Source organism: Micromonospora sp. NPDC047793 (genome assembly GCF_040642635.1).
Classification (GTDB): Bacteria; Actinomycetota; Actinomycetes; order Mycobacteriales; family Micromonosporaceae; genus Micromonospora.
The window spans coordinates 134,090-160,649 of record NZ_JBEYSG010000003.1 but is presented as its reverse complement, the minus strand read 5'-3'; the positions used below and the strand labels follow the sequence as shown (position 1 = coordinate 160,649).

Below are 26,560 nucleotides of genomic sequence, written 5' to 3'. Positions count from 1 at the left end.
GCAGGTCGACATCATCACGAGCATGCCGCGACGTCGGCGGGAGTTGGCGGAAGGCGGCACCAGCGACCTGTTCGACCTGGTCGGCAACGGTTCCGCCGAGCAGGTCGCGGAGGCGCTGGCCGGGCTGCCCGAGCCCCGCCGCCGGGAGATCGGCGTGGGGCTGACCGCCTGGTTCAAGAAGCGGGACAGGGAGACCTGGTGGACCTCGGGACCGGGCACCGCGCTCGCGGTCGCCGTCGTCGGTTGCCTGCCGACCGCTGCCCAGGCCGCCGCGATCCTCGGGCGCGCCTCGGTGCCGGTGGACGGCACCCGTGCCGCCAGGTTGGTCCTCGCCGTCGCCGAGGACCGTGGTGTCACCTGGCTCGGTGACCTGGCCTACCGGGTGGCCGCGCGGTTCAGCGAACGGTCCTGGGTCGACCGGTGGCAGTTCGTCGCCGCGTTGTTGCAGGCGCAGGGATCACCACCGCCCACCGACGACCGTTCGGTGCAGCAGTGGCTGACCGCCGTGCAGTTCCCGGACCGGGGCCGCCGAGGTGCCCCGACCCCGGTGGCGGACCGCCTGCGCGACGATCCGTTCCTGCCGGCCATGCTGCCCCGGCTGTTCGAGGTGGACGGCATCGGCACCCAGATGATGTTCGACGTGGTCTGGAAGGACTGGGAGAAGCGGCAACGACACGCCCTGCTGACCGCGCTGGCCCAACTCGCCGCCGAGGGAGTGGTCGACCGGGCGGCACTCGTCGACGGTGCGCTCGGCCGCCTGCTGCGGGGTGACCGACCGACCGCGCTGCGCGCCTTCACCACCCTGCTCGGTCTGCTCTCGCTGAGCACCGCCGAGGTCGCCGCACACGCCACCGATCACCTGCGCCTGCTCACTGACGCGCCCGCGCCGGTGGCCACCATGGCGCAGAAGGCGCTGCGTCAGGTGCCCGACCTGGAACTGGAGTCGATCCTCGACGCCTCCCGCCAGGTGCTCACCCGGCCCGACAAGGCGCTGGTCCGCACCCAGCTCACCTGGCTCGACAAGCTGGCACGCCAGCATCCCGACCGGGTCACCGAGATCGCCGAGGTGATCGCGCTCGGTGCCGACCATCCCGCCGTCGAGCTGCGCGACCGCGCCACCACCCTGGCCGCCCGCCACGGCGTCGCGCCGGTGTCACCCGACCTCGGCGCGGCGGTCACCGGCCCGCGCGGCGACGACCTGCCCGCCCCGACGCCGCCCGCCCCGACGCCCGAGCCGATCACCGACGTCGACGAGCTGGCCGAGGAGGTCGCCGCGCTGCTCGGCACCCAGTACGACGGCGCGTCGCTGGACCGGATCCTGGACGGGCTGGTCCGGCTCACCGCCACCGACGCCGTCCGGGTACGCGCCGCCCTCGACCCGGTGATCAACCGTCGGCACTGGTCGTGGGCGAACGAACACCGGCACGATCCGCTCTGCCTCTGCCAGGTGCTGGTCGACGTCTTCACCAGCGCCGGCGTAGAGCAGCCCGCCCAGCCCCGGTCCCGATGGCAGGCGCTGCTCGCCGCGGTCCGCCGCAGCGAACCGTCGACGCCGGAGCTGGTCGGCACGAACCCCCGGGTGCCCCCGGTCCACCGGCTGCTGCGCGCCCGACTCGTCGAGATCGGCGCACACGTCACCGACCGAGGCCACACCGGGCTGCTGGCGCTGCCCACCTCCGCCAACGGCACCCTCGACCCGATGGTCCTGGTGGAACGGCTCGCCGCACTGGGTGCGCGTACGCCCGGGCACTGGGATCTGACCCAGGCGCTGCTGCGGTTGCCGACGAACGCCGACGAGGCGGTCGCCGGCAAGGCGGCGGCGCTGGGCAGCCCGGCCGGTGACCGCCTCGCGGCCTGGTTGCGCGACGGCGGACTGCCGCAGCCGGTGATGCGGCAGAGCACCCTGCGGCGCAAGCGCACGGGCCAGTACAACTTCGACCACCCGTACATGCCGCCGGAGCGGCTCCTGGTCGAGCTGAGCCCACCCGACGGCCACGCCGACCCCGACGGGCTGCTCACCCTGCACCCATCCTCGATCGGCGTGGAGCACACCGGCTGGGTGAACCTGTGGCCCTCGCTGCTGCCCGGCCACCGGGGCGTCGTCGCCGCCGCCGTCCTCCCCCTCGTCGCGAACACCGCCGACCTCGACCAACGCGACGGCACGGCGGTGCTGCCGCTGCTCGCCGAGACCACCGGCCCCGGCGGGATCGCCCTCGACCTGGCGATGGCGTACGGCCTCGGCGCCCGGCACGCCCCCGACCGCGTCGCCACCCTGGACGCCCTGCTCACACTCGCCGCCGCCGACCAGTTCGACGCGGTGGGCACCGGCTCGGCACTCGGCGCCCTGGCCACCGGCGCACGGGTCAAACTGTCGCGGGTCGTCGAGCCACTGCGCGACGCCGCCCAGGCCGGCGCACCGTCGACCGTATGGCGACTGCTGGCCGCCACGCTGCCCGCCCTGCTCACCCCACCCACCCCGCCACGCGGCACCATCGACATGCTCACCCTGGCCACCGAGACCGCCACCACCACCGGGGTACGCCTCGACGTGCCCGGCCTCGCCGAGGTGGCCGCCCGAAGTGGATCCAGCCGCCTGGTGACCGAGGCCCGCCGCCTGCACCGGGCGCTACAGAGCCGGTGAACGAACCGCCACCGACGACGGAGACCGCCCGGGCCTCACCCGGGCGGTCTCCCGCCGACACCTGGCGACAATTCTGGAAACGCCGACCGGACATGCCCTCCGAGCCGGTCGACCTGCACGAAGCGGCCGTGTCCGGCCTGTCGGCCCTGACCCTCGGGGCGGTCGTCGGTGTCGCCCTGGTGCTGCTGATCCCCTACCACCCGCCGACGCTGATCCTCATGGCCACGCTGTCGCCCGCTCTTCACCACCACGTGGCGGGGGTACGACATCGCCCTCTGCGCCAGGAGCGCGACACGATTCCCCTGATCGTGGCAGTGTGGCTGTTCGCACGTCGGCGTGTCGGCCAGCCACACTGCCACGATGAGCCGCGGACCGCTTCGTGGTGGCGGGCGCGGGGTAGCGTCGACTCGCATGGGGATCTTGGGGAGGGACGCGGGGGACGTCGAGCGGCTGGTGCGACCTGCGGAGACGGGCCGCTGGGTGGTACCCGTGCTGGTGCCGCTCGTGGTGGTCTTCGTCGCGTACGCGTGGATCGTTCCCGACGGACTGGGTGAGGCCACCCGGAGCGTCGGGGTGGCGGCGGTCTGGGGTCTGGCCCTGATCGGCACGCTGCTCGCGACGCTGCTGGTCCTCTTCGCGATCACCGCGGCACGGCGGGGCGCCACGGCGGCGCGGCAGGTCGCGCGTACACCCGGCACCTGGATCGCGGTCGCCGTGGTCGCCTACCTCGTGCTGCTCACCGCCGTCTCCGGCCGGATGGCGCCGCTGCCGGTGTTCGACGCGCTCGATCGGCACTGGCAGGGCAAGGTGCTCGACCTGCTCTGGCTGGCCATCCTGTTCGGCATGTTGCACCGCTGGGCGCGGGCCGAGGCGGGCCTGCGCCTGAGGATCACGCCCGGCTCGGCCCGGCCGGCGCTGCTCACGATCGTCGTCGTCTTCGGGATCTTCGTCGGGCTCAGCGCGCTGGCGGTCGCGCTGGATCCGTCGGCCGCCACGACCGTGGACGCCGAGCGACTGGCCTTCAACGCCACGATCCCGAACCTGACCGAGGAGCTGATCTGGCGCGCCGCGATGCTCGCGGTGCTCGATCGGGCCTTCGGTACGCCCTGGGTCGTGCTCGGTGCGCCGGTCGGCTGGGGCATCGTGCTCACCAGCGTGGTGTTCGGCGCCGGGCACGGCATCCTCGTCGACCTCGACGGCGTCTGGGGGTTCAACGTCGCCGGTGGTCTCTTCGCGATCGTGATGGGGTTGGCGCTCGGGTGGATCTGGGCGCGGACCCGCAGCGTCTGGCCCGCGTTCCTGCTGCACTGCGCGCCGGAGCTGGGCGTCGACGTCGGGATGCTGGTCGCCGGGTAACCCGAGGTGGGCTCCCGGCGGCGTACCGACGGGAGCCCACCGGCTCAGACGGCGTGGCGCTGGGCCCAGTCGAGGGCGTAGTCGGCGACCTGCTCCCAGCCGGGCTCCGCGCACGTCCAGTGGGAACGCTCGGGGAACTCGTGGAAGTCGGTGACGATGCCGGACGCCTTGTAGTGGTGGGCGTTGGAGCGGTTCACCGAGGCCGGCATGATGTGGTCCTTGCCGCCGGCGATGAACAGCAGCGGGGCCCGCCCCTCGTTGCGGAAGTCGACCCAGGTCTCCTGCTTGCCGGGGGTGAAGTTGGCGAGCAGCCCGTACGACCAGACCCAGCTTCCCGGCGCGGCGATCGCGTAGCGGTCGTAGGCGGCGCGGGCCTCCTCCTCGGGCAACGTGTTCGTGAACGCGTAATGGAACTGTTCCGGGGTGAAACCGGCCGCACGGTGGCGCTTGGCCGGGTTGTTGAGGATCGGGAAGAGAGACTTGATCTGCGAGGGCGGGTTCACCCGGATACCCTCGGGCGGCGCGGAGTTGATCACGACACCGGCCGCGCCGTGTCCCCGGTCGAGCAGGAGCTGGGTCAGGGTGCCGCCGAAGGAGTGACCCATGATGATCGGCTTCTCCGGCAGCGCGGCGATGACCTTCTCCAGGTGCGCGACGGTCTCCGGCACGGTCACCGTGGCGATCGGCGTCGGGTCGGCCCGCAGCGCCTCCACCTCCACCTCGAAGCCCGGGTACGTCGGCGTCAGCACCGTGTGCCCCTGCGCCTCGAAGTACGGCACCCAGTGTTCCCAGCTGCGCGAGGTGACCCAGAGACCGTGCACCAGGACGATCGTGCTCATGCGTCGTACTCCTTCAGGAAGGCCAGCAAATCCTGGCCGAGCTGCTCCTTGTGAGTGTCGGTGATGCCATGCGGCGCCGACGGGTAAACGATCAGCCTGGCGTCCTTGATCAGGGCGGCGGACGCCTTGCCGCCGACGCCGAAGGGCACGACCTGGTCGTCGTCGCCGTGGACGACGAGCGTCGGCACGTCGAACCGGGCGAGGTCGCCACGGAAGTCGGTGGCCGAGAAGGCCGCGATGCACTCGTACGCGTTGCGGTGTCCGGACTGCATGCCCTGCCGCCAGAACGCGTCCCGGATGCCGACGGAGACCGCCGCTCCCGGCCGGTTGTTGCCGAAGAACGGACCGTCGGCGAGATCCCGGTAGAGCTGCGACCGGTCCGCCAGCGACCCGGCCCGCAGACCGTCGAAGACCTCCCCGGGTACGCCGTCCGGGTTGTCGTCGGTGCGCAGCATGAGCGGGGGTACGGCGGAGACCAGCACCGCCTGCGCCACCCGGGAGGTGCCGTGCCGGCCGATGTACCGGGTCACCTCTCCCCCGCCGGTGGAGAACCCGACGACCGTCACGTCACGCAGGTCGAGCGCGTCGACCAGGGTGGCCAGGTCGTCGGCGTACGTGTCCATCTCGTTGCCGTGCCAGGTCTGGGTGGAGCGCCCGTGCCCGCGCCGGTCGTGTGCCACGATCCGGTAGCCGTGCGAGGCGAGGAACAGCGCCTGTGCCTCCCAACTGTCGGAGTTCAGCGGCCAGCCGTGGCTGAGCACGACCGGCCGTCCCGTACCCCAGTCCTTGTAGAAGATCTCCGCGCCGTCCGCGGTCGTGACGAAGGGCATCCTGCCGTCCTTTCGCTGCCTGGGGGAGAAATGTCGCACCGATCGCGCGGGCCGGGTTTCGTGTCGACGCACGGTTCTTGCGCCTGACGGCACACTGTTCAGCGCGAGCGGGCCGGTTCCGGGGTACGGGTGGTCGGCCTCGTCGCGGCCAGTTGTCGCGGGGTCAGCCCGAAGGCCGCCCGGAAACGGTGCGAGAAGAAGCTCGGGCTGGAGAAGCCCCACGCGCGGGCCAGCGCCGCGATGGAGGTGTACCGCCGGTGCGAGGCGGTCAGCTCGGCGCGGGCACCCTGGAGGCGTTGCTCGATGATCGACTGCTCCAGGCTCTGGCCCATCTCCTCGTACAGCTTGTAGAGGGCACGCAGCGAGATGGCGTTTGCGGCGGCGACGCGGGCCGGGGTCAGGTCGGGCTCGCGCAGGTGCGCGCGGACGTAGGCCTGGATCCGCGCGGACATCGAGGACTCGACGGTGTCGCGCAGCAGGCGACCGCTGCCGGCGGCGGAGACCACCAGCGCCCGCATCAGCTCGACCGACGCGGCACCGAGTTCGGCGGCGGCAGCGGAGGCGGCGAGCGGGTCGGCCTGCGTGGTCATCCGGGTGACGTGATCCCGCACCAGGTCGTACATCGGGCTGCCCGGCAGCGTCCGCGCCGCCTCGTGGATCAGGTCGCGGGGTACGCCGAGCCGGTCCACGTCGACGTGCAGCGCGTACGAGGCGCCGCCGCCCTCCCAGCCGTAGACGTACGGCAGCGACAGGTCGACGAGCATCAGGTCACGCGGCCCGAACCGGCGGTCCTCGCGCGCCCAGCTCAGGTGGTTGTCGGTGCGCAGCGGTACCGCCAGCACGATCGAGGTCTCGGTCTCCGCGCGGCACATCCGGGAGGTACGCCGCAGCGTGGTGCCGGACGCCTCGATGTTGAAGACCTTCGCGGGCCCGAAGTCGAAGACGGTCATCCGGGCGTGGATCGCGGCCGGGTCCTCGAACGACGCCATGCTCGACGAGCAGTTGGCGCTGACCGTGGCCTGGAACGCCTCGGCGCGCTCGCCGGCCGGCAGGTCCCCGGTGTCCAGCACGAGCATGCTCCCTCCCTCCGTCGGATCGAAACCTAACGCTGGCCCGACGGGGCGGGGAGGGCTGTGAGTGCACGGGCTCGACCGACAGTGCACGGATGCGGGGGCGGCCCGTCGCCGTGCGACGAACCGCCCCCGCAGGACCGGTCGCTGGGTCAGCCGACCGAGGCGGGAAACCGTTCCCAGACCCGGTGGTCGGCCATCAGCCGGTGCACTCCGGTGAAGACGTCCTCGCCGGAGTCGCCGGTCACGACGCCGGGCGTACCGGCGACGCCCGCCTGCTCCAGCACGGAGACACCGGAGCCCCAGGCGCCGATCGCCTTGGCGTGCCGCCAGCACTCCTCCACCATCAGCAGCACCCGGGGGTCCACCGGACCTGCGGAGGCCGCACCGGCCTTGGCGTCGCGGGCCGGCGGCGCGTCCGGTGCCGGGGCGGGTGCGCTGGCGATCAGCAGCGCGTCGAGTTCCACCGACCGGCCGGTGGCGAAGCTGCGCTGCGCCGGCAGGTCACCGATCAGGCCACCATGCGGGGCGATCAGCAGCGGCACCATGTCGGCGGCGAAGACCGCCCGCCGGACGTCACTGACCGTGTCCAGGTCGACCTCCGGGTCCACGACGATGCCCACCATCCGTCCGTCGGCCGGCCACTGCCGACCCACCTGGGACAGGGCGGGGCTGGGCGTGACGTCGGCGAGCGGCACGGTCGGTTCCGGGGCGGGTAGCCCGAGACCGGTGGCGACCTGGGCGCAGAGCACCGGGTCGATGTTGGCCAGGCACTGGAGCTGCCGTTCCTTGATCTCCTGGTGGTAACACTTGCCCAGCTCGAAGGTGTAGGCCCGGATGATGTGCTCCCGCTCCACCGGCGACATGCTCAGCCAGAAGAGTCGCACCTGGCTGTAGTGGTCGTCGAAGGAGACCGGGTTGGCCCGGATCTTCGGCGCCTCGGCCACCCGCACCGGCACGTCCAGGAAGGCGTTCTCGGCGTCGCCGGCCGGGAACGGGTTACCGCCGTCGAGCGAGTTCGGCCGGTACGGCGCCACCCCGGCGTGCACGGCGTGCTGGTGGAAGCCGTCGCGCAGCATGTCGTTGACGGCCGCGTGCGGCCGGTTGATCGGGATCTGCGCGAAGTTCGGCCCGCCCAGGCGGGTGAGCTGGGTGTCGACGTACGAGAAGAGGCGGCCCTGCAACAGCGGATCGTTGGTGACGTCGATGCCGGGCGGCAGGTGGCCGACGTGGAAGGCGACCTGCTCGGTCTCGGCGAAGAAGTTCGTCGGCGTACGGTTCAGCGTCAGGCTGCCGACCAGCTGCACCGGGGCGAGTTCCTCCGGCACGATCTTCGTCGGGTCGAGCAGGTCGATACCGGCGAACGTCTCCTCCGGGGTGTCCGGGAAGACCTGGAGACCGAGTTCCCACTCCGGGAAGGCACCCGCCTCGATGGCGTCGTACAGGTCGCGCCGGTGGAAGTCCGGGTCCATGCCGGCGAGCATCTGGGCCTCCTCCCACACCAGGGAGTGCACGCCCAGCTTCGGCTTCCAGTGGAACTTGGCCAGCACCGTCTCCCCCGCCTCGTTGACCAGGCGGAAGGTGTGTACGCCGAAGCCCTCCATGGTCCGGTACGAGCGCGGGATGCCCCGGTCGGACATGTTCCAGATGGTGTGGTGCTGCGCCTCGGTGTGCAGCGAGACGAAGTCCCAGAACGTGTCGTGCGCGCTCTGCGCCTGCGGGATCTCGCGGTCCGGGTGCGGCTTGCCGGCGTGGATGATGTCCGGGAACTTGATCGCGTCCTGGATGAAGAAGACCGGCATGTTGTTGGCGACCAGGTCGAACGTGCCCTCGTCGGTGTAGAACTTCGTCGCGAAGCCCCGGGTGTCGCGCACCGTGTCCGCCGAGCCGCGTGACCCGAGGACGGTGGAGAACCTGACGAACACGTCGGTCGTGCGTCCCTTGCGGAGGAACCCCGCCCGGGTGACGGCCTCGGCCGCACCGTACGCGGTGAACACGCCGTGCGCTCCGGCGCCCCGGGCGTGCACGACCCGCTCGGGGATGCGCTCGTGGTCGAAATGCGTGATCTTCTCGCGGAGGTGGTGGTCCTGGAGCAGCACCGGCCCCCGGGGACCGGCCTTGAGCGAGTGGTCCGTGTCGCGCAGGCGTGCCCCCTGCGCGGTGGTCAGGTAGGCACCCTGCTGACCGTTGGCGCTGGCCGGAGCGCCGGTGCGCGCGCCGGTCGGCGTACGGGTCTGCGGGCTCCCCTGCTCCGGTTTGGGGGGCAGCGGATCCTGCGGTGTGGTCGGCTCCGACACGGTCGCTGGCGCGCTGCCCGGTTTGCCGGGCACTTCCGGCGTGAGGGCGTCGGTGACCTTCTCCGCGGCGGACTCCACCGCGTCCTTGACCACCTTCGCGGGGTTACGGGCATCCATATCGGCAAGTACCTCCTGGAACACAAGTACCGGATGCCACCGCGATACCCTGGCCGGAGTCGGCAAAACAGGGCGAACGGTATGAGTCTGGTGAGGCCCGTTCCTCGGTTCCCGGCTAGGCCCGGCGCGCGTGCACGCGTTCGATGGCGCCGTAGCTGAGGCGTTCGGTGGCGAGCACCTCGACGTCGAGCCGCCGCAGGGTGTGCAGTGGGCGACGGGTGTAGTGCTCGCCCTGCAACGGCACGCTCACCAGGTCGACCACGTGCTGCGCGGCGCGCAGCAGCGGGTGGGAGGCGACGATGTGGTCGGCGAGCAGCAGGCTGCCGCCGGGGCGCAGCACCCGCAGCGCCTCGGTCAGCGCGGCCCGCTCGTCGGGGACGCAGCAGAGCGCGAAGGTGCAGACCACCGTGTCGAACCGCGCGTCGGCGAAGGGCAGGGCGGTGGCGTCGGCGGCGGCCAGCGCGACGGTACGACCGAGGTCGGCGGCACGCCGCCCGGCCGCGTGGACCATCCGGGGACTCCAGTCGACGCCGCTCAGTCGCACGTCGGCCGGATAGTGCGGCAGGTTGAGGCCGGTGCCGACGGCCACCTCCAGGGTCTGCCCGGTGGCCCGGCGGCACACCCATCGGCGGCTGGTCCCGAGCAGCCGACGTTCCGCCGAGGCGGTCCGCCGGTCGTACCCGCTGGCCCGGTCGTCCCAGTAGTCGATGAGCCGGTCGCGTCGTCGCACGTGCAGCCTCCGCTCTCCCGCTCGACCCCGCCGGGCCGCCGCCGCCCAGGCATCGCCCCAAACCGATGGTGCCACCCACCCGCACCCCCCGACCGCCCCCCGACCCTCCCGCCCGCCCCCCCCTCCCAACCGCCCCCCGCCCCCGACCGACGGCCGGTTGATCAAGAGGTTTTGGCCCTGCGCGCCGAGGTGTCGTGACCAAAACGTCTTGATCAACGCGCCGGAGCGGACGAACGACGCCTGCGGTGGGCACGCACATCGGCGACGGTGACATCCTGTGACAGTCGCTGAGTGTGACGGCTTCCCGCCAGTACTGGATGTCCACCTCGCCGCCTTTGCTCTGCTTCAACCCACGCAATAGCGCGTGAGCTGCACCAATTCGACGACGGCGCAGCGACCATGGCACCGAATCCACTGCGGAGGGTTACCGATGCGTGGGTTGAAGCAGAGCAAAGGGGTCGCACGGGGGACGATGGGCGGGCGACATGACTACCAGCAGTGATGTCGCGGCACGCGCTGTCGGGGTGCGGGGCGCGGGGCGTGCCGGTGGGGACCGGCCCGGGCCGGGGCCGGGCGCTAGCGGGGCCGGGCGGGGCGGCGGTGGCAGGGCGAGGCGGTGGTGGCCGGGCGAGGCGGTGGGGCCGCCTCACGGGTCGCCCCGGCGAGATTGCCCGGGCTAGTCGATGGTCCGGTGGTCATGCGGGGGCCGGATCCGGGGCGGGTGGTCAAGGGTGGTCGGGTAGGCGGCCTTCGGCGCGGAGTCGGGCGAAGTGGACCTCGGGTGGCGGTTCCGGGTCGGGGTCGGAGGGACGGGGTCCTTCGGGACCGTCGGCGGAGAAACGCAGCAGCGTCTCGACGCGGGTGACCCGGAAACGGCGGCCGAGCACGGTCACCTCGCTGGCCCGGGTGGACTCGATCCGGTCGGCGGCCCGCCGGTACTCCGCCGCCTCCGCCTCGGTCGGATCGGCCAGCCGGGGTACGAGCCACCGGAACTCGAACGTGATCAGGTCACGGGCCTCCTGCGGCGTGGCGACCGCCCGGCTCGTCGGCTGCCATCCGGCCCCGACCTGTTCGGCCACCGCGAAGCGGGTCGGCAGCAGGACGCCGTCGGGGTACGCACGCACCGCGGCGACACTGTCGGCGTACACGTCGGCGGGCACCTGGGCACGCGGATAGCGGGCCGGCAGCAGCTCGACCTTGAGCACCGCCGCGCCGAGGCCGGTCGGTTCGGCCGGGTCGGCGACCAGGTCGGTGCCGCCGAGGAAACTGTCCGAGGTGTCGGCGTCGCGCGGGTCCGGGTCGGTGGGGCGGGGCGGCTCCGGCCCGTCCGGGCCGAAGCGGGCGAAGGTGTCCGCCCGGATCACCCGGTGCCGGCAGCCTCCGACGGTCACCTCGTCGACCTTCTGCCAGTCCAGGACCGTCCGCGCCGCGGTCAGCTCGGCCAGCAGGTCCGCGTCGGCGGTCTCGGCGATCCGGTCCCGGAGCCGGTGCGCGAGCGCGTCGCGGGCGGCCTGCGGGGTCTCCTCGACCAGTTCGTGTACCCGCCAGCGCCCGCCGCCGAGATCCACCGCGTAGCCGAACAGCGGGGCGCCGAGCCGCAGCGTCGGGTACGCGCCGGCCCGCTCGACCGCGTCGTGCTCGGTGACCAGCCCCACGGGGTCGTCCCGGTGCCGGATCCGGATCACCGCGTCCGGCGGCTGCTCACCGTGATGCATAGCTCCACATTGTGTAACGACAGTCGTCAGTGCGCCAGAGGCGACGGTGGATTCACCGCCCGGAGGACCGGCGGCGACGCACCTCGGCCGCCGCCGGGACGAGCAGCGCGAAGCCGAACAGCCCGGCCAGCCCCCACGGCTGGTGGTCGGTGGTCGCCTCCACCCGGCGTGCCGCTCCGGAGGTGACCAGCTCGCCGTGGATCCGGTAGTCACCGACGGCCGGGGCGGGCAGCGTCATCGGGACCCGGACGACGCGTTCCTCCCCGGCGGCGAGATCCGGCGTGTCCGGGGACGCGACGAAGCCGGTCGGCTCCGGTCCCCGACCGACGCTGAAGGAGAGCGTCACCGCGACCGGCACCGGCTCGTCGTTACGCAGCCGCAGCACCACGGTCCGCCGCGCGGACGCACCGAACAGGGCGGGCCAGCCGCCGTCGCGTTCGACGTGTGCCCCGACGACGACCGGGGGGCGGGTCGCCGCCGATCGGACGGTGCCGCCGGGTTGCCGGGTCGCGCCGGTCACACGCAGCGGCGCGGTCGCCGAGAGCCGACCCTCCATCGTGCGTACGCGCACCTGGCAGGGACAGCCGTCGGTCGGCGCGGCGACGGTCAGCGGCGCGCCACCGGCACCGGAGCCGGACAGGTGGATCTGGGCCGAGGTGTCCACCGCACAGCGGGGCGGCGTACCCGCGTCACACAGCTCGATCACGACGGTGCCGGCGGGCCAACCGGTGAGCCGGACCAGCACCTGCTCCCCCGGTCTCGCCTCGGCCCGGTCCAACGTCACCCGAGGGTCCGGCCCCGGGGCGCCGGTCAGCGCGAGGCCGGCGAGCAGGGCGACTACCCCGTACGCGAGCCACCTCATGCCGGCGACGTCCGACGACGCCGGATCGCCCGAAACCGGCTGACCAGCAACGCGCCCAGGGCGGTGAGCAGCAGCGCCGTCCACACCCACGGCACGGCCCAGGTCACGGCGGTGCGGTGCACGGTGGGCAGCATCCGGTCCGGGGTGGCCGGGTCGACGGCCACGTCGGCGGCGAGCCGTCCGGCCGGCACCACACCGTTGATCTGTTCGGTGACGGTGATCGCCGCGCCGGGCAGCAACTCGGGCACCTCGACCGGCTCGGTGCGGGCCAGTCCGATGCCGAAGGGCGCGGTCAGGCGTACCTGGGTGGTGCCGGTCAGCCGGGTGTTGCCGGTGTTGCGCAGCCGGTAGCTGACCACCACCGGGCCGGTGCCGAACGGGTTGACCGGGTTGTCGTACCCGATCCGCATCGCCTCGACCTGAAGGCCGGGGCGCACCGGGCCGGCGACCCGCAGATAGATCCGGGCGGCGACGCGGCGGTCGAGCCTGACCTGCCCACCCGTCTCCGCCACCTGGGCGATCGAGGCGACCACCCCGCCGGCGTGGTCACCGGGGCTGGCGTTGGCCGGTACGCCGATCCGGAACGGCAGGATCACCTGCTCGCCCGCAGGCACCCGGTAGGTGCGTTCGGCGAACTGCGTCCAGGCGCCCACGTCCACCGCCGGACGGCTCGCCGGTTGCAACGCGAAGCCGCCGTCGTCGGTGGTGAAGGCGTCGGCGCCGTACACCGCGAAGGTCATCGCGGTCGTGCTCAGGTTGGTCAACGCCACCCGGTCCTCGATCACCTGACCGGGTTCGGCGTCGTGGACGAAGTAGCTGCGGCCGGTGGGGCCGGACGGTCCGGACGGCTGCACCGCCCAGGTGAACCCCGCGTCGCTCGGCGACGGTGACGGGGCGGGAGCCGGCGCGGCGAGGGCGACGGCGGGTCCACCCGCCAGCACGGTGACGAGCAGGACCACGGTCACGGCGACCAGGTGCGGGGAAGGGCACCTCGTCATCGATCTGCGCACAACAAGATGCCCTTCCACGCGTCAGGACAGGGTCAGGGTCAGGGTGGCGGTGTAGTCACCCGGACCGGTGGCGGCCGGAACCCCGAGGCCCAGGTCGGCACCGCACCGGAAGCTGCCGGCGCTGGCGCCGGCAGTCGAGCCGCACAGGGTACGGGCGCTGCCCAGACCCGTACCGTCACCCGGGTTGGCCCGTCCGCCCGGGGTGACCACCCCGGACGAGCCCACCAGCTTGTCGGCGAGCACGGACGCGTTCGGCGTCCAGCCGAGGTTGTCGGCGGCGATGGTGCCACCGAGCGCGCTGGTGAAGTCCTCCACCTGACCGACCACGTTCCAGCCGGCGTTGGTGCCGCGCAGGTCGCTGACGGTCACCGCGTTGAGCGCACCGTCGGCGACCCCGCCGGGGTGCACGGCCGACAGCGCCACGGCACTGCCGGACGAGGTCAGCGTCAGCGGACCGGACTGGAGCACCGTGGCGGTGATCTCCTGCTCGGCGCCGCTGGGCCCACCGGTGGCCCCCCGGAAGGTGACCGGGGTGAAGGTGTCCTGGCTGCGGTCGCTGGAGGCGTGTGCCGCGAACGTCAGCACGTAACACTGGGTCACCGTGCAGTCGACCGTGTCGCCGTTGCCGTCGGTGTAGCTCGGCACCAGGTCCAACGTGGTGGAGAAGGTGCCGTCGGCGGCGAGCTTCACCTGCGCCGCGGAGGACGAGGCGTTCTTGTGCACCCACTTCACCGGCTTGTACGGACGGGAGTTCGTCCAGTGGTTGTCGACCTTCGGGCCGAACGCCACATAGACGCCGACGCCGCCGTTGGCGTCCGGGTCGAACCCGGAGCCGGTGACGGTGACCGACGTCCCCTCGGGGTCGAGGGCGGCGGACGGGTCCACGGTCACCGACGGGGTGGCGGGGCCGCCGCCGCCCGTCCCGGTGGTGAAGGTGAACGACGTCGGGTCCAGGGCCGTGCCGGCGGTGAAGAAGCCGGCGAAGGCGGTGGCCCCGGTCTCGGTGAGCGTGGTGGCCAGGTTGTTCCAGCTCACCGAGTCACCCGAGACGGTCGGGCTGGCGCCGCCGGTGCCGAGGGTGGCGATGGCGGCCTGCTCGATCTGCACCGGCTCGAATCCGCCGCCGCTGACCTCGAGGTCGACATCGGCGAGCAGCGAACCACCGGCACCGTCCACCACCACGGTGGGGTTGGCCAGCGTGATCTTGAAGAAGTGTGAGGGGTACGAGAACACGACCGTGCCCCCGTAGTTGACGGTGGTCGCGCCGGTGGCGCTGTCGTACGTGCCGCCGGTGACCGGGAACGTGAAGGTGCCGTCCGCCTTGCGGGTGGCACCGTCGGCGACCCCGATCGGCGGATTGCCGTTACCGGTCGAGACGTACGCCCGGAACGAGCTCTTGAAGCCCCAGTCGAGGCTTCCCGCGGTGACGTCGGCGGGTGCGGCCGTCGCCGGGGCCACCACGGCCAGTGACGCGGCGGCACCGAGCACCGCTGCCGACGCCCACCGGTACGACCGTCGGCGGATACCGCCGGGTCTGGGTACGGACATGAGTCTTCCTCTCGGAGGGGGTAGGGCTCGATTAGGTTAGGCTCACCTAATCTTTTGGGAAATCCTCCGAACACCCTCTTGCGGACGCGGCAAGATCTACTTAGGTTAGCCTAACCAAATCTTCGGAGGTCACTCATGCCTGCCCGCCTCGCCGCCGCCCTGGTCAGCGTGGTGCTGCTGGTCATCGGCGCCCTCGCGGCCGGCCCCGCGTACGCGGACACGGTCGGCAGGGGCCCCGACGGCCAACGCCTCTCCGTCAGCCGGACGACCGCGATCCCCCTCGCCGGTGCCACCGTCACCGTCTCCGGATCCGGCTACGACACCGCCAAGGGCATCTACGTCGCGTACTGCGTCGACAACGGTGCCGGCGCACCGCCCTCGCCCTGCGGGGGCGGCATCGACACCAGCGGCGCGACCGGCGCCTCGCACTGGATCTCCTCGAACCCGCCCGCGTACGGCGAGGGGCTGGCCGTCCCGTACGGCTCCGGCGGCTCGTTCAGCGTGCGGATCCGGCTGACCGCGACGATCGGCGACGTGGACTGCACCGTCCGGCGCTGCGTGGTGGCCAGCCGCAACGACCACACCCGCAGCTCGGACCGCGCGCAGGACGTCAAGGTGCCGGTCACCTTCGCCGCGCCGGCGGCCAGCCCGACCACCCGGGCCACCGCCCCGGCGTCGTCGGCGCCCGGCGGCACCACCCGGACCTCCGCCGCCCCGGCACCGGCGGCCTCCGACGCACCCGCCGGCACCACCGGTCCGGCCGGCGCCGTCGAGGGATCGACTCCGCCCGAGGCGGGTACGGCCACCGGCGCGGGCGGCACCGGTGGTGATCCGGTCAGCGCCGACCAGCACCTGCTCACCACCCAGGTCAGCGACAGTGGACCGGCCGGCCGTTGGTTCACCGCCACCGTGGCCGCACTCGCCGCGCTGCTGGTCCTGCTGGTGGTCCTGCGGATCCGTCGACGCCGGCAGGGACAGCGGTGAGGCGCGTACTGCCCGCGCTGCTGGCCTTGACCGCGCTGCTCGGTCTCGTCGCCTGCGACGCCGCCGCCGGCACGCCGGGCGCCACCACGGCGACCGGCTGCGGGCCCGCCACCGCCGTGGTGACCGACACCGACGTCGTCCCGGTCGGCGGCGACCCCGGCAGCAACCTGCCGGTCACCGTGGACTCCGCCGATGGGACGACGGTCACCGTCACCGACGCCAGCCGCATCCTCGCGGTGAACCTGTACGGCTCCATCGCCGAGATCGTCTTCAGCCTCGGCCTCGGCGGCCGGGTGATCGGGCGGGACACCTCCACCACCTTCGCCGCCGCCACGCACCTGCCGGTGGTCACGCCGGCCGGACACGACCTGGCCGCCGAGGCGGTGCTGCGGCTGAACCCCACGGTGGTACTCGCCGACACCAGCATCGGCCCACCCGAGGTGCTCAACCAGCTCCGTCGCGCCGGCATCCCGGTGGTCCTGATCGACGACGAGCAGAGCCTCGCCGCCATCCCCCGCAACATCCGCGCCATCGCCGCCGCCCTCGGCGTACCGGCGGCCGGGGACCTCCTCGTGTCCCGGGTGGAGGCGGAGATCGCCGAGGCCCGCCGCAGCGCCCCGGCGGACGGCCCGCCACTGCGCATCGCGTTCCTCTATGTGCGGGGTACCGCCGGGGTGTACCTGATCGGCGGCAAGGGCGCCGGCTCCGACGAGATGATCCGGGCGATCGGCGCGACCGACGCCGGCACCGAGATCGGGTTGTCCCGGTTCCGGCCGCTGACCAGCGAGGGTCTGATCAACGCGGCACCGGACGTCATCCTGGTGATGACCGAGGGGCTGGAGTCGGTCAAGGGCGTGGACGGCCTGCTCGCCCTGCCCGGCGTCGGCCAGACCCCGGCCGGTCGGCACCGCCGGATCGTGGACATGGACGACGGGATGCTGCTGAGCTTCGGGGCGCGGACCGGCCGCACCATCCAGGCCCTCGCCGAGGCTGTCCACCGACCGTGCACATGAGACGGCCCCTGCTCCTGGTCGGGCTGAGCGTCGCCCTGGTCCTGCTCTGCCTCGTCGCGGCCGGCACCGGGCAGGTCCAGGTGCCGCCCGCCGAGGTGCTCGGATCACTGCTGCACCGCATCGGGCTCGACGTCGGTCCCCTGCCGAGCGCCCCGCACGGGGAGAGCGCCCTCTGGGTGGTGCGGTTCCCCCGGGTCGTACTCGCCGTCATCGTCGGCGCGGCACTCGGCTGCGCCGGCGCGCTGATGCAGGGCGTCTTCGGCAACCCACTGGCCGAGCCGGGCGTCATCGGCGTCTCCTCGGGCGCCGCGGTCGGCGCCGCCACGGTCATCGTCACCGGCGTCGCCACGCTCGGCGGCTGGACCGTCGCGGCCGGCGCGTTCCTGGGCGGTCTCGCCGCCACCGCGCTGGTCTACTCGATGTCCCGCACCGGCGGACGCACCGAGGTGGTCACGCTGGTCCTGACCGGCATCGCGGTCAACGCGGTGGCCGGCGCGCTGATCGGCCTGCTGATGTTCTTCGGCGACGCCGACGCCGTACGCGCCATCGCGTTCTGGCAGCTCGGCAGCCTGGCGCAGGCCAACTGGGCGGCAGTGGGAGTGACCCTGCCGTGTGCGGCGGTCGGCATCGCGATCGCCGCCGCCACCGCCCGCCGCCTGGACCTGCTCGCCCTCGGTGACCGGTCGGCCCGGCACCTGGGCGTCCACGTGGAACGGTTGCGGCTGGCCATGATCGGGGTGACCGCGCTGCTCGGTGCCGCCGCGGTGGCCTTCACCGGCGTGATCTCCTTCGTCGGGCTGGTCGTGCCGCACCTGGTCCGGATGGTCGCCGGGCCGGGTCACCGGCTGCTCCTGCCGGCCAGCGCGCTGGGCGGGGCCATCGTGGTCGTCGCCGGGGACCTGGCCGCCCGCACCCTGGTCGACTACCAGGAACTACCGCTCGGCGTGCTGACCGCCGTGGTGGGCGGCCCGTGCTTCTTCTGGTTGCTGCGCCGGACCCGGACCCGGGCGGGAGGATGGGGATGAGGCGGCGTACGGCGGTGCCGGCGATCGGTCGCGATCCGGTCCGCCTGCGGGTGGACGGGTTGGGTGTCCGGCGCGGCGGCCGACCGATCCTGACCGACGTCACCCTCGACGTGCGGGGCGGGGAACTGCTGGCGCTGGTCGGGCCGAACGGCGCCGGCAAGAGCACCCTGCTCGGCGCGATCTGCGGCGACCTGGCACCGGCGTGCGGCGACATCGCGTTCGCCGACCGGCCGCTGCACCGCTGGGCTCCGGTCGAGCTGGCCCGACTCCGCGCGATGCTGCCACAACGGGCCACCATGACGTTCCCGTTCACCGTCGGCGAGGTGGTCGCGATGGGCCGCGCACCCTGGGCCGGTACGCGGTACGCCGACGAGGACGACGACGCGATCCGCGAGGCAATGCGGCTGACCGGCACGGAGTCCTTCACCGACCGGGTCTTCTCGGCGCTCTCCGGTGGCGAGCAGGCGCGGGTGGCGCTGGCCCGGGTACTCGCCCAACGCACCCCGATGCTCCTGCTGGACGAACCGACCGCCGCGCTGGACCTGCACCACCAGGAGTTGGTGCTCCGGTTGGCACGCGAGCGGGCCCGTCAGGGCGGTGCCGTGGTGGTCGTCCTGCACGACCTGGCGCTTGCCGCCGCGTACGCGGACCGGATCGCGTTGCTGGCCGGTGGGCGGCTGGTCGCCGACGGGCCACCGGTCGAGGTGCTCACCGCCGACCGACTCAGCGAGGTCTACCAGCACGAGATCGAGGTGCTGTCGCACCCGCGCACCGGCGTACCGCTGGTGCTGCCGGTCCGCACGGACGGTTGACGGCCCGCCGGTGGTGACCGGCGGGCCGTCGTACACAGCACGGAATCAGCTCGCGTCGGGCCGTGGGGTCAGGCCCAGCGCCGCACACGCCTCCCGGTACATCCGGGCGGCCTCGGCCCGGATCTGCCGCCGCTCGGTGAGCGGGGCACTGAAGGGCACCCGCACCGGGACCGGGGCACCGTCCACGGTGGCCGCGAAGTACATCGCCTCGGCGTCCATCCCGGACATGGTCGCCGCGGTGGCGGTCGGTCGACCGCCCAGGCCCTGGCAGATCAGCCGGCAGTCGTCGGCGTGGTCGGTGTTCATGTGCCGCATGACGGCCGACACCACGTCGGGCGGGAACGGGTCCGCCGCGTTCACGCCGCACTCCCCTGCGCCACGTCCCGGCCCAGCTCGGCGATCATCTCGGTGTTCAGCCGGTACGCCCACGACACCTCGTCCAGGAAGCGCTGCCGCTCGACCTCGTCCCACGGTGCCGTGTCGAGCAACTCGCGGTAGTGCTGCTTGAAGGCGGCCGCGTCCAGGTCGGGGAAGAGGAAGAACCGGACGCCGTCGGTGTCGAGGCCGAACGTGCGGCGTACCGCCCGTACCATCACCTGCCCGCCGGAGAGGTCGCCCATGTACCGCGTGTAGTGGTGGGCGACGAAGCCCGCCGGCCAGGTGAACGCGACCTCGCGCAGGCGTTCCTGGTACTGCCGGGTGGCGGGGCTCGGCGCGATCCGGGTGGCCCAGTCGGGGCCGTGCAGGAACCGCAGGTCGTCGACGATGCGGGGCAGGCGGCGCAGTTCCTCCACGACGAACGGCCCGGCGACCGGGTCGTCCCGCATCGCCTCGGCGGCCTCCTCCAACGTCTGGTAGACGACGTGGAGCTGCTCCAGCAACGCGGCGTACCCGGCCCGGTCGAGCTGCCCCGACAACAGGGCGTCGAAATACGTCACGTTCTGCGCGGCCCGGTGGTCCGCCCTGGTCAACTCGCGCACCTGTGCGGCGAACCCCATGAACACCTCCTGTTAGGTAAGGCTAACCTATCATGATCATCGGTCGGTGGGGAGAGGGCACCAGGTCAACATTCCAGGAAGGTAAACCCTTGTTCCGCTTGGTCGCCTGGCCTGGCGCGGTCCACCACATCTTGCGACGCTAGTGATCGTGTATGACTACGACCTGTTGGTACTGGGCTCAGGGCCGAGCGGTCAGAAGGCCGCCATCGCCGCCGCCAAACTCGGCCGACGGGTGGCCGTCGTGGATCGACGCGACATGCTCGGCGGAGTCTGCATCAACACCGGCACCGTCCCCTCGAAAACCCTGCGCGAGGCCGTGCTCTATCTGACCGGCCTGAGCCAACGAGACCTGTACGGCAGCAGCTACCGGGTGAAGGACGAGATCACCGTCAGCGACCTGGCGGCCCGCACCCAACACGTGATCAACCGACAGACCGACGTCATCCGCAACCAGTTGACCCGCAACCGGGTCACCCTGATCACCGGCACCGGCCGCTTCGCCGACCCGCACTCGGTCTGGGTCGACGGCGGCTCCGGACGGGATTCGAAGATCACGTTCGACAAGGCCATCATCGCCGCCGGCACCAGACCGGCCCGACCGGACAGCGTCGACTTCGACGACCGGACCATCGTCGACTCCGACGGGGTCATCAACCTCCAGGCCGTGCCGCGCAGCATGGTCGTGGTCGGCGCGGGCGTGATCGGCATGGAGTACGCCTCCATGTTCGCCGCGCTGGGCACGAAGGTCACCGTGGTGGAACGTCGCGAGCGGATGCTCGACTTCTGTGACGAGGAGATCATCGAGTCGCTCAAGTACCACCTGCGCGACCTGTCGGTGACGTTCCGCTTCGGCGAGGAGGTCGCCGCGGTGGAGAAGCACCAGAACGCGGCGCTGTGCGTACTCAAGAGCGGCAAGCGGATCGTCGCCGACACGGTGATGTACTCGGCCGGACGGCAGGGCCAGACCGACGGGCTGGACCTGGAGGCGGCCGGACTGACCGCCGACCGGCGCGGCCGGATCGAGGTCGACGCGAACTACCGGACCACCGTGGAGAACATCTACGCCGTCGGTGACGTGATCGGTTTCCCGGCCCTGGCCTCCACCTCGATGGAGCAGGGCCGGCTGGCCGCCCAGCACGCCTGCGGCGAGCCGGAACGCCCGATGCACGAGTTGCAGCCGATCGGCATCTACACCATCCCGGAGATCAGCTTCGTCGGGAAGACCGAGGACGAGCTGACCGAGAGCGCCACACCGTTCGAGGTGGGCGTCGCCCGCTACCGCGAGCTGGCGCGCGGCCAGATCGTCGGCGACTCGTACGGCATGCTGAAGCTGCTCGTCTCGCCGGACGACGGCCGACTGCTGGGCGTCCACGTCTTCGGCACCGGCGCCACCGAGATCGTCCACATCGGACAGGCGGTGATGGGCTGCGGTGGAACGGTCGACTACCTGGTCGACACGGTGTTCAACTACCCGACGCTGGCCGAGGCCTACAAGGTCGCGGCGCTGGACGCGTCCAACAAGATCCGCAACATAACCCGGATCGACACCTGAGCGCCCGGCGATCGTGCGGTGCTGCGATGCTGCCCTGGTGGTGTCTGCTGGGAGCACTGTCGAGCTGACCCGTTTATGCCGTCGCCCGTCGAGACCGTTCGGCCGGTGGGCCATCGCCACTCCGCGACCGCGACCGCTTGGGCCCCGCAGCCGTTCAGCCTCACCGACTGCCCGCCGATCATTCGCCCTGACCACCTCGCCGGACGCCGTGTCCGGAGCCCGTTCCCACCCCCGCCCCCGACACAGGTCCGAGCCTGGACAACGTCCGAGCCTCGGCAAGGTGCGTATCTGTCGACGGTCCGAGCCTGGCCAAGGGTCGAGGTTGGGAAAGGTCCGAGTCCAGGCACGGCTCCGAGTCCGGGCACGGCTCCGAGTCCGGGCACGGGTCAGCATCGCCCACCGGCGGCCAGAGGAAGTCCCGATCCGTTGACGCTCTCAGCTCGACAGCGCCACAACCAGCACGACCCGCACCGGCCCGACGACGATCCGCCACCGCTCCCGACGGACGGCCGGGCCCGGCCGACATGACCCAGGCACCGGGCGTCGGCCGGACCCACCGTCGGCCCCGGTCCAAACCCGCCACCAGCGCCCGCGCCCGACGGTGGACGCTCAGACGGTGACCGGAGCAGGGCAACGCACCGGGCTGAGGTGGCGGGCGTACGCGCCGGTGGTGAAGAAGGCGGGCAGGTCCTCACCGAGCGCGGTCTCCTCGACGATGCGCGCCGCGTGCTCGGCACGCTCGCGCTCGGCGGCGTTCCCGCGCCCCTCGACCAGGGCGACCAACTCCTCGTCGAGGATCGCCCGGACCCGCTCCTCCGTGACGCTGCCGCCACCGGCCAGCGGCGTTCCGTGGTGCAGCCACTGCCAGACCTGGCAGCGGGCGATCTCGGCGGTCGCCGCGTCCTCCATCAGGTTCCACAGCGCCACCGCACCGGCCCCGCCGAGCCAGGCGTCGACGTAACGCAGCGCCACCGCGATGTTGGATCGCAGGCCCGCCTCGGTGACCTGACCGGGGGTCTTGTCCACGGCGAGCAGGTCGGCGGCGGTGACCTCGACGTCGTCGCGCTGCCGGTCGAGCTGGTGCGGGCGTGCGCCGAGCACCGCGTCGAACTCCTCGCGGCAGGTCGGCACCAGGCCGGGGTGGGCCACCCAGGAGCCGTCGAAACCGGCTGCGGCCTCGCGCTGCTTGTCGGCCCGCACCCGACTCAGCGCCGTCTCGTTGACCTCCGGGTCCCGGCTGGGCACGAACGCGGCCATGCCGCCGATCGCGTGCGCCCCGCGCCGGTGACAGGTCCGCACCAGCAGCTCCGTGTACGCGCGCATGAACGGCACGGTCATCGTGACCTCGGCGCGGTCCGGCAGGACGAAGTCCGGCCACTGCCCGAAGTTCTTGATGATGCTGAAGATGTAGTCCCACCGTCCGGCATTCAGTCCCGCCGAGTGCTCCCGCAGCTCGTAGAGGATCTCCTCCATCTCGAACGCGGCGGTGATCGTCTCGATCAGGGTGGTCGCCCGGATCGTGCCCTGCGGCAGCCGCAGGTAGTGCTGGGCGAAGACGAAAATGTCGTTCCAGAGCCGCGCCTCGCGGTGGTCCTCCAGCTTCGGCAGATAGAAGTACGGTCCCGCGCCGGCCGCGAGTTGCCGTCGGGCGCAGTGGAAGAGATAGAGCCCGAAGTCGACCAGGCTGGCCGAGATCGGCCGACCGTCCACCACGATCCCCTTCTCCACCAGATGCCAACCACGCGGACGGACCACGATGGTCGCCAGGTCGTCGCCGAGGGAGTACCGCTTGCCGCGCGCGTCGGTGAAGTCGATCCGCCGGTCCAGCGCGTCCATCAGGTTGAGCTGCCCACGGATGACGTTGTCCCAGGTGGGGGCGGTGGCGTCCTCGAAGTCGGCGAGCCACACCCGGGCCCCGGAGTTGAGCGCGTTGACCGTCATCTTGCGGTCCGGCGGGCCGGTGATCTCGACCCGCCGGTCCTCCAGGCCGGGGGCGGGCGGCGCCACCCGCCAGCTCGGGTCGGCGCGGACGCCGATGGTCTCCGGCAGGAAGTCGGGCAACTGGCCGGTGGCGAACCGGTCCCGGCGGGCCCGCCGGGTGTCCAGCAACGCCACCCGGCGAGCCGAGAACTCGCTGTCCAGCGTGACCAGGAACTCCAGCGCCTCGGCGGTGAGCACCTCGGCGAAGCGCTCCGCCACCGGGCCGATGATCTCGTACCTCATGCGAACTGCTCCTCTTCGGTCGAACCCCGCAGCGCGGTGGTCTCGGCGGTCGGGTTGAGCACCGTGCTGATCAGGTCGAAGTAGCCGGTGCCCACCTCGCGCTGGTGCTTGACCGCGGTGTAACCGGCCGCCTCGGCCGCGAACTCCCGCTCCTGGAGCGACACGTACGCCGGCATCCCCTCGGCGGCGTAACCCCGGGCCAGGTCGAACATCGAGTAGTTCAGCGCGTGGAAGCCGGCCAGCGTGATGAACTGGAACCGGTATCCCATGTGGCCGAGTTCGCGCTGGAACTTGGCGATGGTGGCGTCGTCGAGGTGCTTGCGCCAGTTGAACGACGGCGAGCAGTTGTAGGCGAGTAGCTGGTCCGGGTACTCGTCCTTGATCGCCTCGGCGAAGCGGCGGGCGACCTCCAGGTCCGGCTTGCTGGTCTCCATCCAGAGCAGGTCGGAGTGCGGGGCGTACGCGAGCCCCCGGGCGATGCACGGCGCGATGCCGTTGCGGACGCGGTAGAAGCCCTCCGGGGTGCGCTCGCCGGTGACGAAGGGGCGGTCCCGCTCGTCCACGTCGGTGGTGAGCAGCGTGGCCGCCTGCGCGTCGGTGCGGGCCACCACCACGGTCGGCACCCCGGCGACGTCGGCGGCGAGCCGGGCCGCCTCCAGTGTGCGGATGTGCTGACCGGTGGGGATGAGCACCTTCCCGCCGAGGTGGCCGCACTTCTTCTCGGCGGCGAGCTGGTCCTCCCAGTGCACCCCGGCCGCGCCGGCCGCGATCATCGCGCTCATCAGCTCGTACGCGTTGAGCACGCCGCCGAAACCGGCCTCCGCGTCGGCGACGATCGGGGCCAGCCAGTCGATGCCCGACGTGTCGCCCTCGGCGGTGGTGATCTGGGCCGCCCGCAGCAGCGCGTTGTTGATCCGGCGCACCACGGCCGGCACCGAGTTGGCCGGGTAGAGGCTCTGGTCCGGGTAGGTGTGCCCGGCCAGGTTGGCGTCGGCGGCCACCTGCCAGCCGGACAGGTAGATCGCCTTGAGCCCGGCCCGGACCATCTGCACCGCCTGGTTGCCGGTGAGCGCCCCCAGCGCGTGCACGTAGTCCTCGCTGGTGAGCAGCCGCCACAGCCGGTTGGCGCCGTGCCGGGCCAGGGTGTGCTCCTCCTGGATGGCGCCGCGCAACCGGATGACGTCCTCGGCGCGGTAGCTGCGCCGTACTCCCCGCCAGCGGGGGTTGGTCTCCCATTCGTGCTGCAACTGCTCGACCGCGGAAAGCATCGTATTCATCCCCTTCGGGTTTTCGATTGACCCATCGGCGGGTCGACGTCGACGCCGCTCACCGGTGTGTCTCACACGGTCACACGGCCTGTCGGGCAGGTCGAGATACGGAAAAAGCCAATTATTGAAAAGCCGGACGGCGATTTTGCAAAGTTGCGAAAGCTTCTATTCGCAGCAGTGCTAATGTGGCCCGACCTCATCCGCCGACCGGGAGGCGAGGCGATGACCAAGACCTTTGCCGGCGCCCGTCTGCGCCGGCTGCGCGAGGAACGCGGGATGAGCCAGACGGAGCTGGCCCGTCACCTCAGCATCTCCCCGAGCTACCTGAACCAGATCGAGCACGACACCCGCCCGCTGACCGTGCCGGTGCTGCTGCGCATCACGGAGCTGTTCGGCGTCGACCCGACGGTGTTCGCCGCGCACGACACCCCGCGCCTGGTCGCCGGGCTGCGCGAGGCGCTGCCCGCCCGGGCCGGCATCACCGAACTCACCGAGCTCGCCACCCGCCTGCCCGAGGTCGCCGCCGCCGTCATCGACCTGCACCGCCGCTACCAGCAGGCCGACGAGCAGCTCGCCGAGCTGGTCGGCGACCGGGAGCGGATCGGGCGCAGCCCACACGACCAGGTGACCGAGTTCTTCTACCGTCGGCAGAACTACGTGCCGGACCTGGACGAGGAGGCCGAGCGGTTGGCCGCCCGGATGGCGCTGCGTCGCGGCGAGGTGCGCGTCCTGCTGCGCGACCGGTTGGCGCAGCGACACGGGGTACGCGTCACCCGCGAGGAGCCCGGCTCGCTCGGCGGCGAGTTGCACCGCTATCGCCCGCAGACCCGCACCCTGCACCTGTCCACCTCACTGCGGGGCGGACAGGAGGCGATGCGGATGGCCGCGCAGATCGCGTTGCTGGAGTGCGCCGACGTGATCGACGAGATCGTCGAGTCGGAGAACTTCGACGACGTGCAGACCCAGATCCTGACCCGGGTCGGGTTGGCCAACTACTTCGCGGCGGCACTGCTGCTGCCGTACGAGCACTTCCTGGCCGCCGCCGAGCAGCGCCGCTACGACATCGACCTGCTGACCCAGCACTACGCGCTGGGCTGGGAGACGGTCTGCCACCGGCTCAGCACCCTGCAACGCCCCCGGGCGCGCGGCGTGCCGTTCTCCTTCGTCCGGGTGGACCGGGCCGGCAACATGTCCAAACGGCAGTCCGCCACCGGTTTCCCGTTCTCCCGCACCGGCGGCACCTGCCCCCTGTGGAACGTCTACGAGGCGTTCGGCGCGCCCGGCCGGGTGGTCACCCAGGTCGCCGCGATGCCCGACGGGCAGCGGTACCTCTGGATCGCCCGCACCATCACCCGCCACCACGGCGGCTACGGCCAACCCGGCAAGGTGTACGCGATCGGGCTGGGCTGCGAGACGCGGCACGCCGGGCGGTTGGTCTACTCCACCGGGGTGGACCTGCACGCGGCCGAGGCGGCCATCCCGATCGGGCCGGGCTGCAAGACCTGCGAGCGGATGAGCTGCCCGCAGCGGGCCGCCCCACCGATCAGCCGGCACCTGGACCTGGACGAGAACCGCAGCACCTTCATCCCGTACCCGTTGCGGGACTGAAAGCCGGCGTCCGGCGCGCATGGCCCGGACCGGCCGGTCCGGGCCACCGGCGTGGCCACCCA

General features: G+C 72.2%; 21 protein-coding genes. 8 read left to right on the top strand and 13 right to left on the bottom strand.

Annotation, left to right across the window (positions count from 1 at the left end):
• Positions 1-22 precede the first annotated feature (22 nt).
• Complete coding sequence (locus ABZ738_RS08400; protein ID WP_357211937.1) at positions 23-2,641, top strand: DUF6493 family protein; 2,619 nt, start codon at positions 23-25, stop codon at positions 2,639-2,641.
• A 411-nt stretch (positions 2,642-3,052) separates the two neighbouring features.
• A complete protein-coding gene (locus ABZ738_RS08395; protein WP_357211935.1) occupies positions 3,053-3,997 on the top strand; it encodes a CPBP family intramembrane glutamic endopeptidase in 945 nt (314 codons plus the stop codon).
• A gap of 44 nt (positions 3,998-4,041) precedes the next feature.
• Here the strand turns inward: ABZ738_RS08395 and ABZ738_RS08390 are convergent, their stop codons facing one another.
• From ABZ738_RS08390 to ABZ738_RS08350, 9 genes are all read right to left on the bottom strand, one after another.
• Positions 4,042-4,836 (bottom strand): alpha/beta fold hydrolase, encoded by a 795-nt coding sequence (locus ABZ738_RS08390; protein WP_357211933.1) that lies wholly within the window; start codon positions 4,834-4,836, stop codon positions 4,042-4,044.
• Positions 4,833-5,666, bottom strand: a complete 834-nt coding sequence (locus ABZ738_RS08385; protein ID WP_357211931.1) for an alpha/beta hydrolase — start codon at positions 5,664-5,666, stop codon at positions 4,833-4,835. The genes ABZ738_RS08390 and ABZ738_RS08385 overlap by 4 nt, the downstream gene beginning before the upstream one ends.
• Positions 5,667-5,764: 98 nt before the next feature.
• Complete coding sequence (locus ABZ738_RS08380) at positions 5,765-6,742, bottom strand: helix-turn-helix domain-containing protein (RefSeq protein WP_357211929.1); 978 nt, start codon at positions 6,740-6,742, stop codon at positions 5,765-5,767.
• A 146-nt stretch (positions 6,743-6,888) separates the two neighbouring features.
• Positions 6,889-9,150: a catalase gene (locus ABZ738_RS08375; RefSeq protein ID WP_357211928.1), complete on the bottom strand. Its 2,262-nt coding sequence runs from the start codon at positions 9,148-9,150 to the stop codon at positions 6,889-6,891.
• 115 nt (positions 9,151-9,265) lie between these two features.
• Positions 9,266-9,880: a class I SAM-dependent methyltransferase gene (locus ABZ738_RS08370; protein WP_357211926.1), complete on the bottom strand. Its 615-nt coding sequence runs from the start codon at positions 9,878-9,880 to the stop codon at positions 9,266-9,268.
• A gap of 725 nt (positions 9,881-10,605) precedes the next feature.
• Positions 10,606-11,595, bottom strand: a complete 990-nt coding sequence (locus ABZ738_RS08365) for a DUF5954 family protein (RefSeq protein ID WP_131056173.1) — start codon at positions 11,593-11,595, stop codon at positions 10,606-10,608.
• 52 nt (positions 11,596-11,647) lie between these two features.
• The gene (locus ABZ738_RS08360) at positions 11,648-12,457 is read right to left on the bottom strand and encodes a hypothetical protein (RefSeq protein WP_357211923.1); all 810 of its coding nucleotides are present in this window, start codon (positions 12,455-12,457) and stop codon (positions 11,648-11,650) included.
• The gene (locus tag ABZ738_RS08355; RefSeq protein ID WP_131056177.1) at positions 12,454-13,455 is read right to left on the bottom strand and encodes a DUF916 domain-containing protein; all 1,002 of its coding nucleotides are present in this window, start codon (positions 13,453-13,455) and stop codon (positions 12,454-12,456) included. The genes ABZ738_RS08360 and ABZ738_RS08355 overlap by 4 nt, the downstream gene beginning before the upstream one ends.
• Before the next feature lie 33 nt (positions 13,456-13,488).
• The gene (locus ABZ738_RS08350) at positions 13,489-15,015 is read right to left on the bottom strand and encodes an HtaA domain-containing protein (RefSeq protein ID WP_131056179.1); all 1,527 of its coding nucleotides are present in this window, start codon (positions 15,013-15,015) and stop codon (positions 13,489-13,491) included.
• Between the two features lie 135 nt (positions 15,016-15,150).
• Here ABZ738_RS08350 and ABZ738_RS08345 point away from each other — a divergent pair, with 135 nt between their 5' ends.
• The 4 genes from ABZ738_RS08345 to ABZ738_RS08330 are packed head-to-tail and all read left to right on the top strand — an operon-like array spanning position 15,151 to position 18,849.
• Positions 15,151-15,999 (top strand): hypothetical protein, encoded by an 849-nt coding sequence (locus ABZ738_RS08345; protein ID WP_357211920.1) that lies wholly within the window; start codon positions 15,151-15,153, stop codon positions 15,997-15,999.
• Positions 15,996-17,012: an ABC transporter substrate-binding protein gene (locus tag ABZ738_RS08340; protein ID WP_357211918.1), complete on the top strand. Its 1,017-nt coding sequence runs from the start codon at positions 15,996-15,998 to the stop codon at positions 17,010-17,012. Before ABZ738_RS08345 ends, ABZ738_RS08340 begins: the two co-directional genes overlap by 4 nt.
• Positions 17,009-18,037 carry an iron ABC transporter permease gene (locus ABZ738_RS08335; protein ID WP_131051804.1) on the top strand — a complete coding sequence of 343 codons (1,029 nt, stop codon included), beginning with the start codon at positions 17,009-17,011 and terminating at the stop codon, positions 18,035-18,037. Before ABZ738_RS08340 ends, ABZ738_RS08335 begins: the two co-directional genes overlap by 4 nt.
• Positions 18,034-18,849, top strand: coding sequence for a heme ABC transporter ATP-binding protein (locus ABZ738_RS08330; protein ID WP_357211916.1), 816 nt, complete (start codon positions 18,034-18,036; stop codon positions 18,847-18,849). The genes ABZ738_RS08335 and ABZ738_RS08330 overlap by 4 nt, the downstream gene beginning before the upstream one ends.
• A gap of 45 nt (positions 18,850-18,894) precedes the next feature.
• Here the strand turns inward: ABZ738_RS08330 and ABZ738_RS08325 are convergent, their stop codons facing one another.
• Both ABZ738_RS08325 and ABZ738_RS08320 read right to left on the bottom strand, forming a co-directional pair.
• Entirely contained in the window at positions 18,895-19,209 is a 315-nt protein-coding gene (locus tag ABZ738_RS08325; RefSeq protein ID WP_162854330.1) for a DUF2470 domain-containing protein, read from the bottom strand.
• The gene (locus ABZ738_RS08320) at positions 19,206-19,847 is read right to left on the bottom strand and encodes a biliverdin-producing heme oxygenase (RefSeq protein WP_131051802.1); all 642 of its coding nucleotides are present in this window, start codon (positions 19,845-19,847) and stop codon (positions 19,206-19,208) included. The genes ABZ738_RS08325 and ABZ738_RS08320 overlap by 4 nt, the downstream gene beginning before the upstream one ends.
• 148 nt (positions 19,848-19,995) lie before the next feature.
• On the opposite strand from ABZ738_RS08320, the gene sthA reads away from it, so the two are divergent.
• Complete coding sequence (gene sthA, locus ABZ738_RS08315) at positions 19,996-21,399, top strand: Si-specific NAD(P)(+) transhydrogenase (protein ID WP_131051801.1); 1,404 nt, start codon at positions 19,996-19,998, stop codon at positions 21,397-21,399.
• A gap of 609 nt (positions 21,400-22,008) precedes the next feature.
• Here sthA and aceB read toward each other — a convergent pair.
• Both aceB and aceA read right to left on the bottom strand, forming a co-directional pair.
• Positions 22,009-23,622, bottom strand: coding sequence for a malate synthase A (gene aceB / locus ABZ738_RS08310; RefSeq protein WP_131051800.1), 1,614 nt, complete (start codon positions 23,620-23,622; stop codon positions 22,009-22,011).
• Positions 23,619-24,899 (bottom strand): isocitrate lyase, encoded by a 1,281-nt coding sequence (gene aceA / locus ABZ738_RS08305; protein WP_131051799.1) that lies wholly within the window; start codon positions 24,897-24,899, stop codon positions 23,619-23,621. The genes aceB and aceA overlap by 4 nt, the downstream gene beginning before the upstream one ends.
• Positions 24,900-25,112: 213 nt before the next feature.
• On the opposite strand from aceA, the gene ABZ738_RS08300 reads away from it, so the two are divergent.
• A complete protein-coding gene (locus tag ABZ738_RS08300; RefSeq protein ID WP_131051798.1) occupies positions 25,113-26,498 on the top strand; it encodes a short-chain fatty acyl-CoA regulator family protein in 1,386 nt (461 codons plus the stop codon).
• Positions 26,499-26,560: the final 62 nt, after the last annotated feature.

Excerpts from the sequence above, each read along its gene's own strand:
- ABZ738_RS08400 (WP_357211937.1), top strand. The coding sequence starts at position 23 with ATGCCGCGACGTCGGCGGGAGTTGGCGGAAGGCGGCACCAGCGACCTG.
- ABZ738_RS08395 (WP_357211935.1), top strand. The coding sequence starts at position 3,053 with ATGGGGATCTTGGGGAGGGACGCGGGGGACGTCGAGCGGCTGGTGCGA.
- ABZ738_RS08390 (WP_357211933.1), bottom strand. The coding sequence starts at position 4,836 with ATGAGCACGATCGTCCTGGTGCACGGTCTCTGGGTCACCTCGCGCAGC.
- ABZ738_RS08385 (WP_357211931.1), bottom strand. The coding sequence starts at position 5,666 with ATGCCCTTCGTCACGACCGCGGACGGCGCGGAGATCTTCTACAAGGAC.
- ABZ738_RS08380 (WP_357211929.1), bottom strand. The coding sequence starts at position 6,742 with ATGCTCGTGCTGGACACCGGGGACCTGCCGGCCGGCGAGCGCGCCGAG.
- ABZ738_RS08375 (WP_357211928.1), bottom strand. The coding sequence starts at position 9,150 with ATGGATGCCCGTAACCCCGCGAAGGTGGTCAAGGACGCGGTGGAGTCC.
- ABZ738_RS08365 (WP_131056173.1), bottom strand. The coding sequence starts at position 11,595 with ATGCATCACGGTGAGCAGCCGCCGGACGCGGTGATCCGGATCCGGCAC.
- ABZ738_RS08360 (WP_357211923.1), bottom strand. The coding sequence starts at position 12,457 with ATGAGGTGGCTCGCGTACGGGGTAGTCGCCCTGCTCGCCGGCCTCGCG.
- ABZ738_RS08355 (WP_131056177.1), bottom strand. The coding sequence starts at position 13,455 with ATGACGAGGTGCCCTTCCCCGCACCTGGTCGCCGTGACCGTGGTCCTG.
- ABZ738_RS08350 (WP_131056179.1), bottom strand. The coding sequence starts at position 15,015 with ATGTCCGTACCCAGACCCGGCGGTATCCGCCGACGGTCGTACCGGTGG.
- ABZ738_RS08345 (WP_357211920.1), top strand. The coding sequence starts at position 15,151 with ATGCCTGCCCGCCTCGCCGCCGCCCTGGTCAGCGTGGTGCTGCTGGTC.
- ABZ738_RS08335 (WP_131051804.1), top strand. The coding sequence starts at position 17,009 with ATGAGACGGCCCCTGCTCCTGGTCGGGCTGAGCGTCGCCCTGGTCCTG.
- ABZ738_RS08330 (WP_357211916.1), top strand. The coding sequence starts at position 18,034 with ATGAGGCGGCGTACGGCGGTGCCGGCGATCGGTCGCGATCCGGTCCGC.
- ABZ738_RS08320 (WP_131051802.1), bottom strand. The coding sequence starts at position 19,847 with ATGGGGTTCGCCGCACAGGTGCGCGAGTTGACCAGGGCGGACCACCGG.
- aceB (WP_131051800.1), bottom strand. The coding sequence starts at position 23,622 with ATGAGGTACGAGATCATCGGCCCGGTGGCGGAGCGCTTCGCCGAGGTG.
- aceA (WP_131051799.1), bottom strand. The coding sequence starts at position 24,899 with ATGAATACGATGCTTTCCGCGGTCGAGCAGTTGCAGCACGAATGGGAG.
- ABZ738_RS08300 (WP_131051798.1), top strand. The coding sequence starts at position 25,113 with ATGACCAAGACCTTTGCCGGCGCCCGTCTGCGCCGGCTGCGCGAGGAA.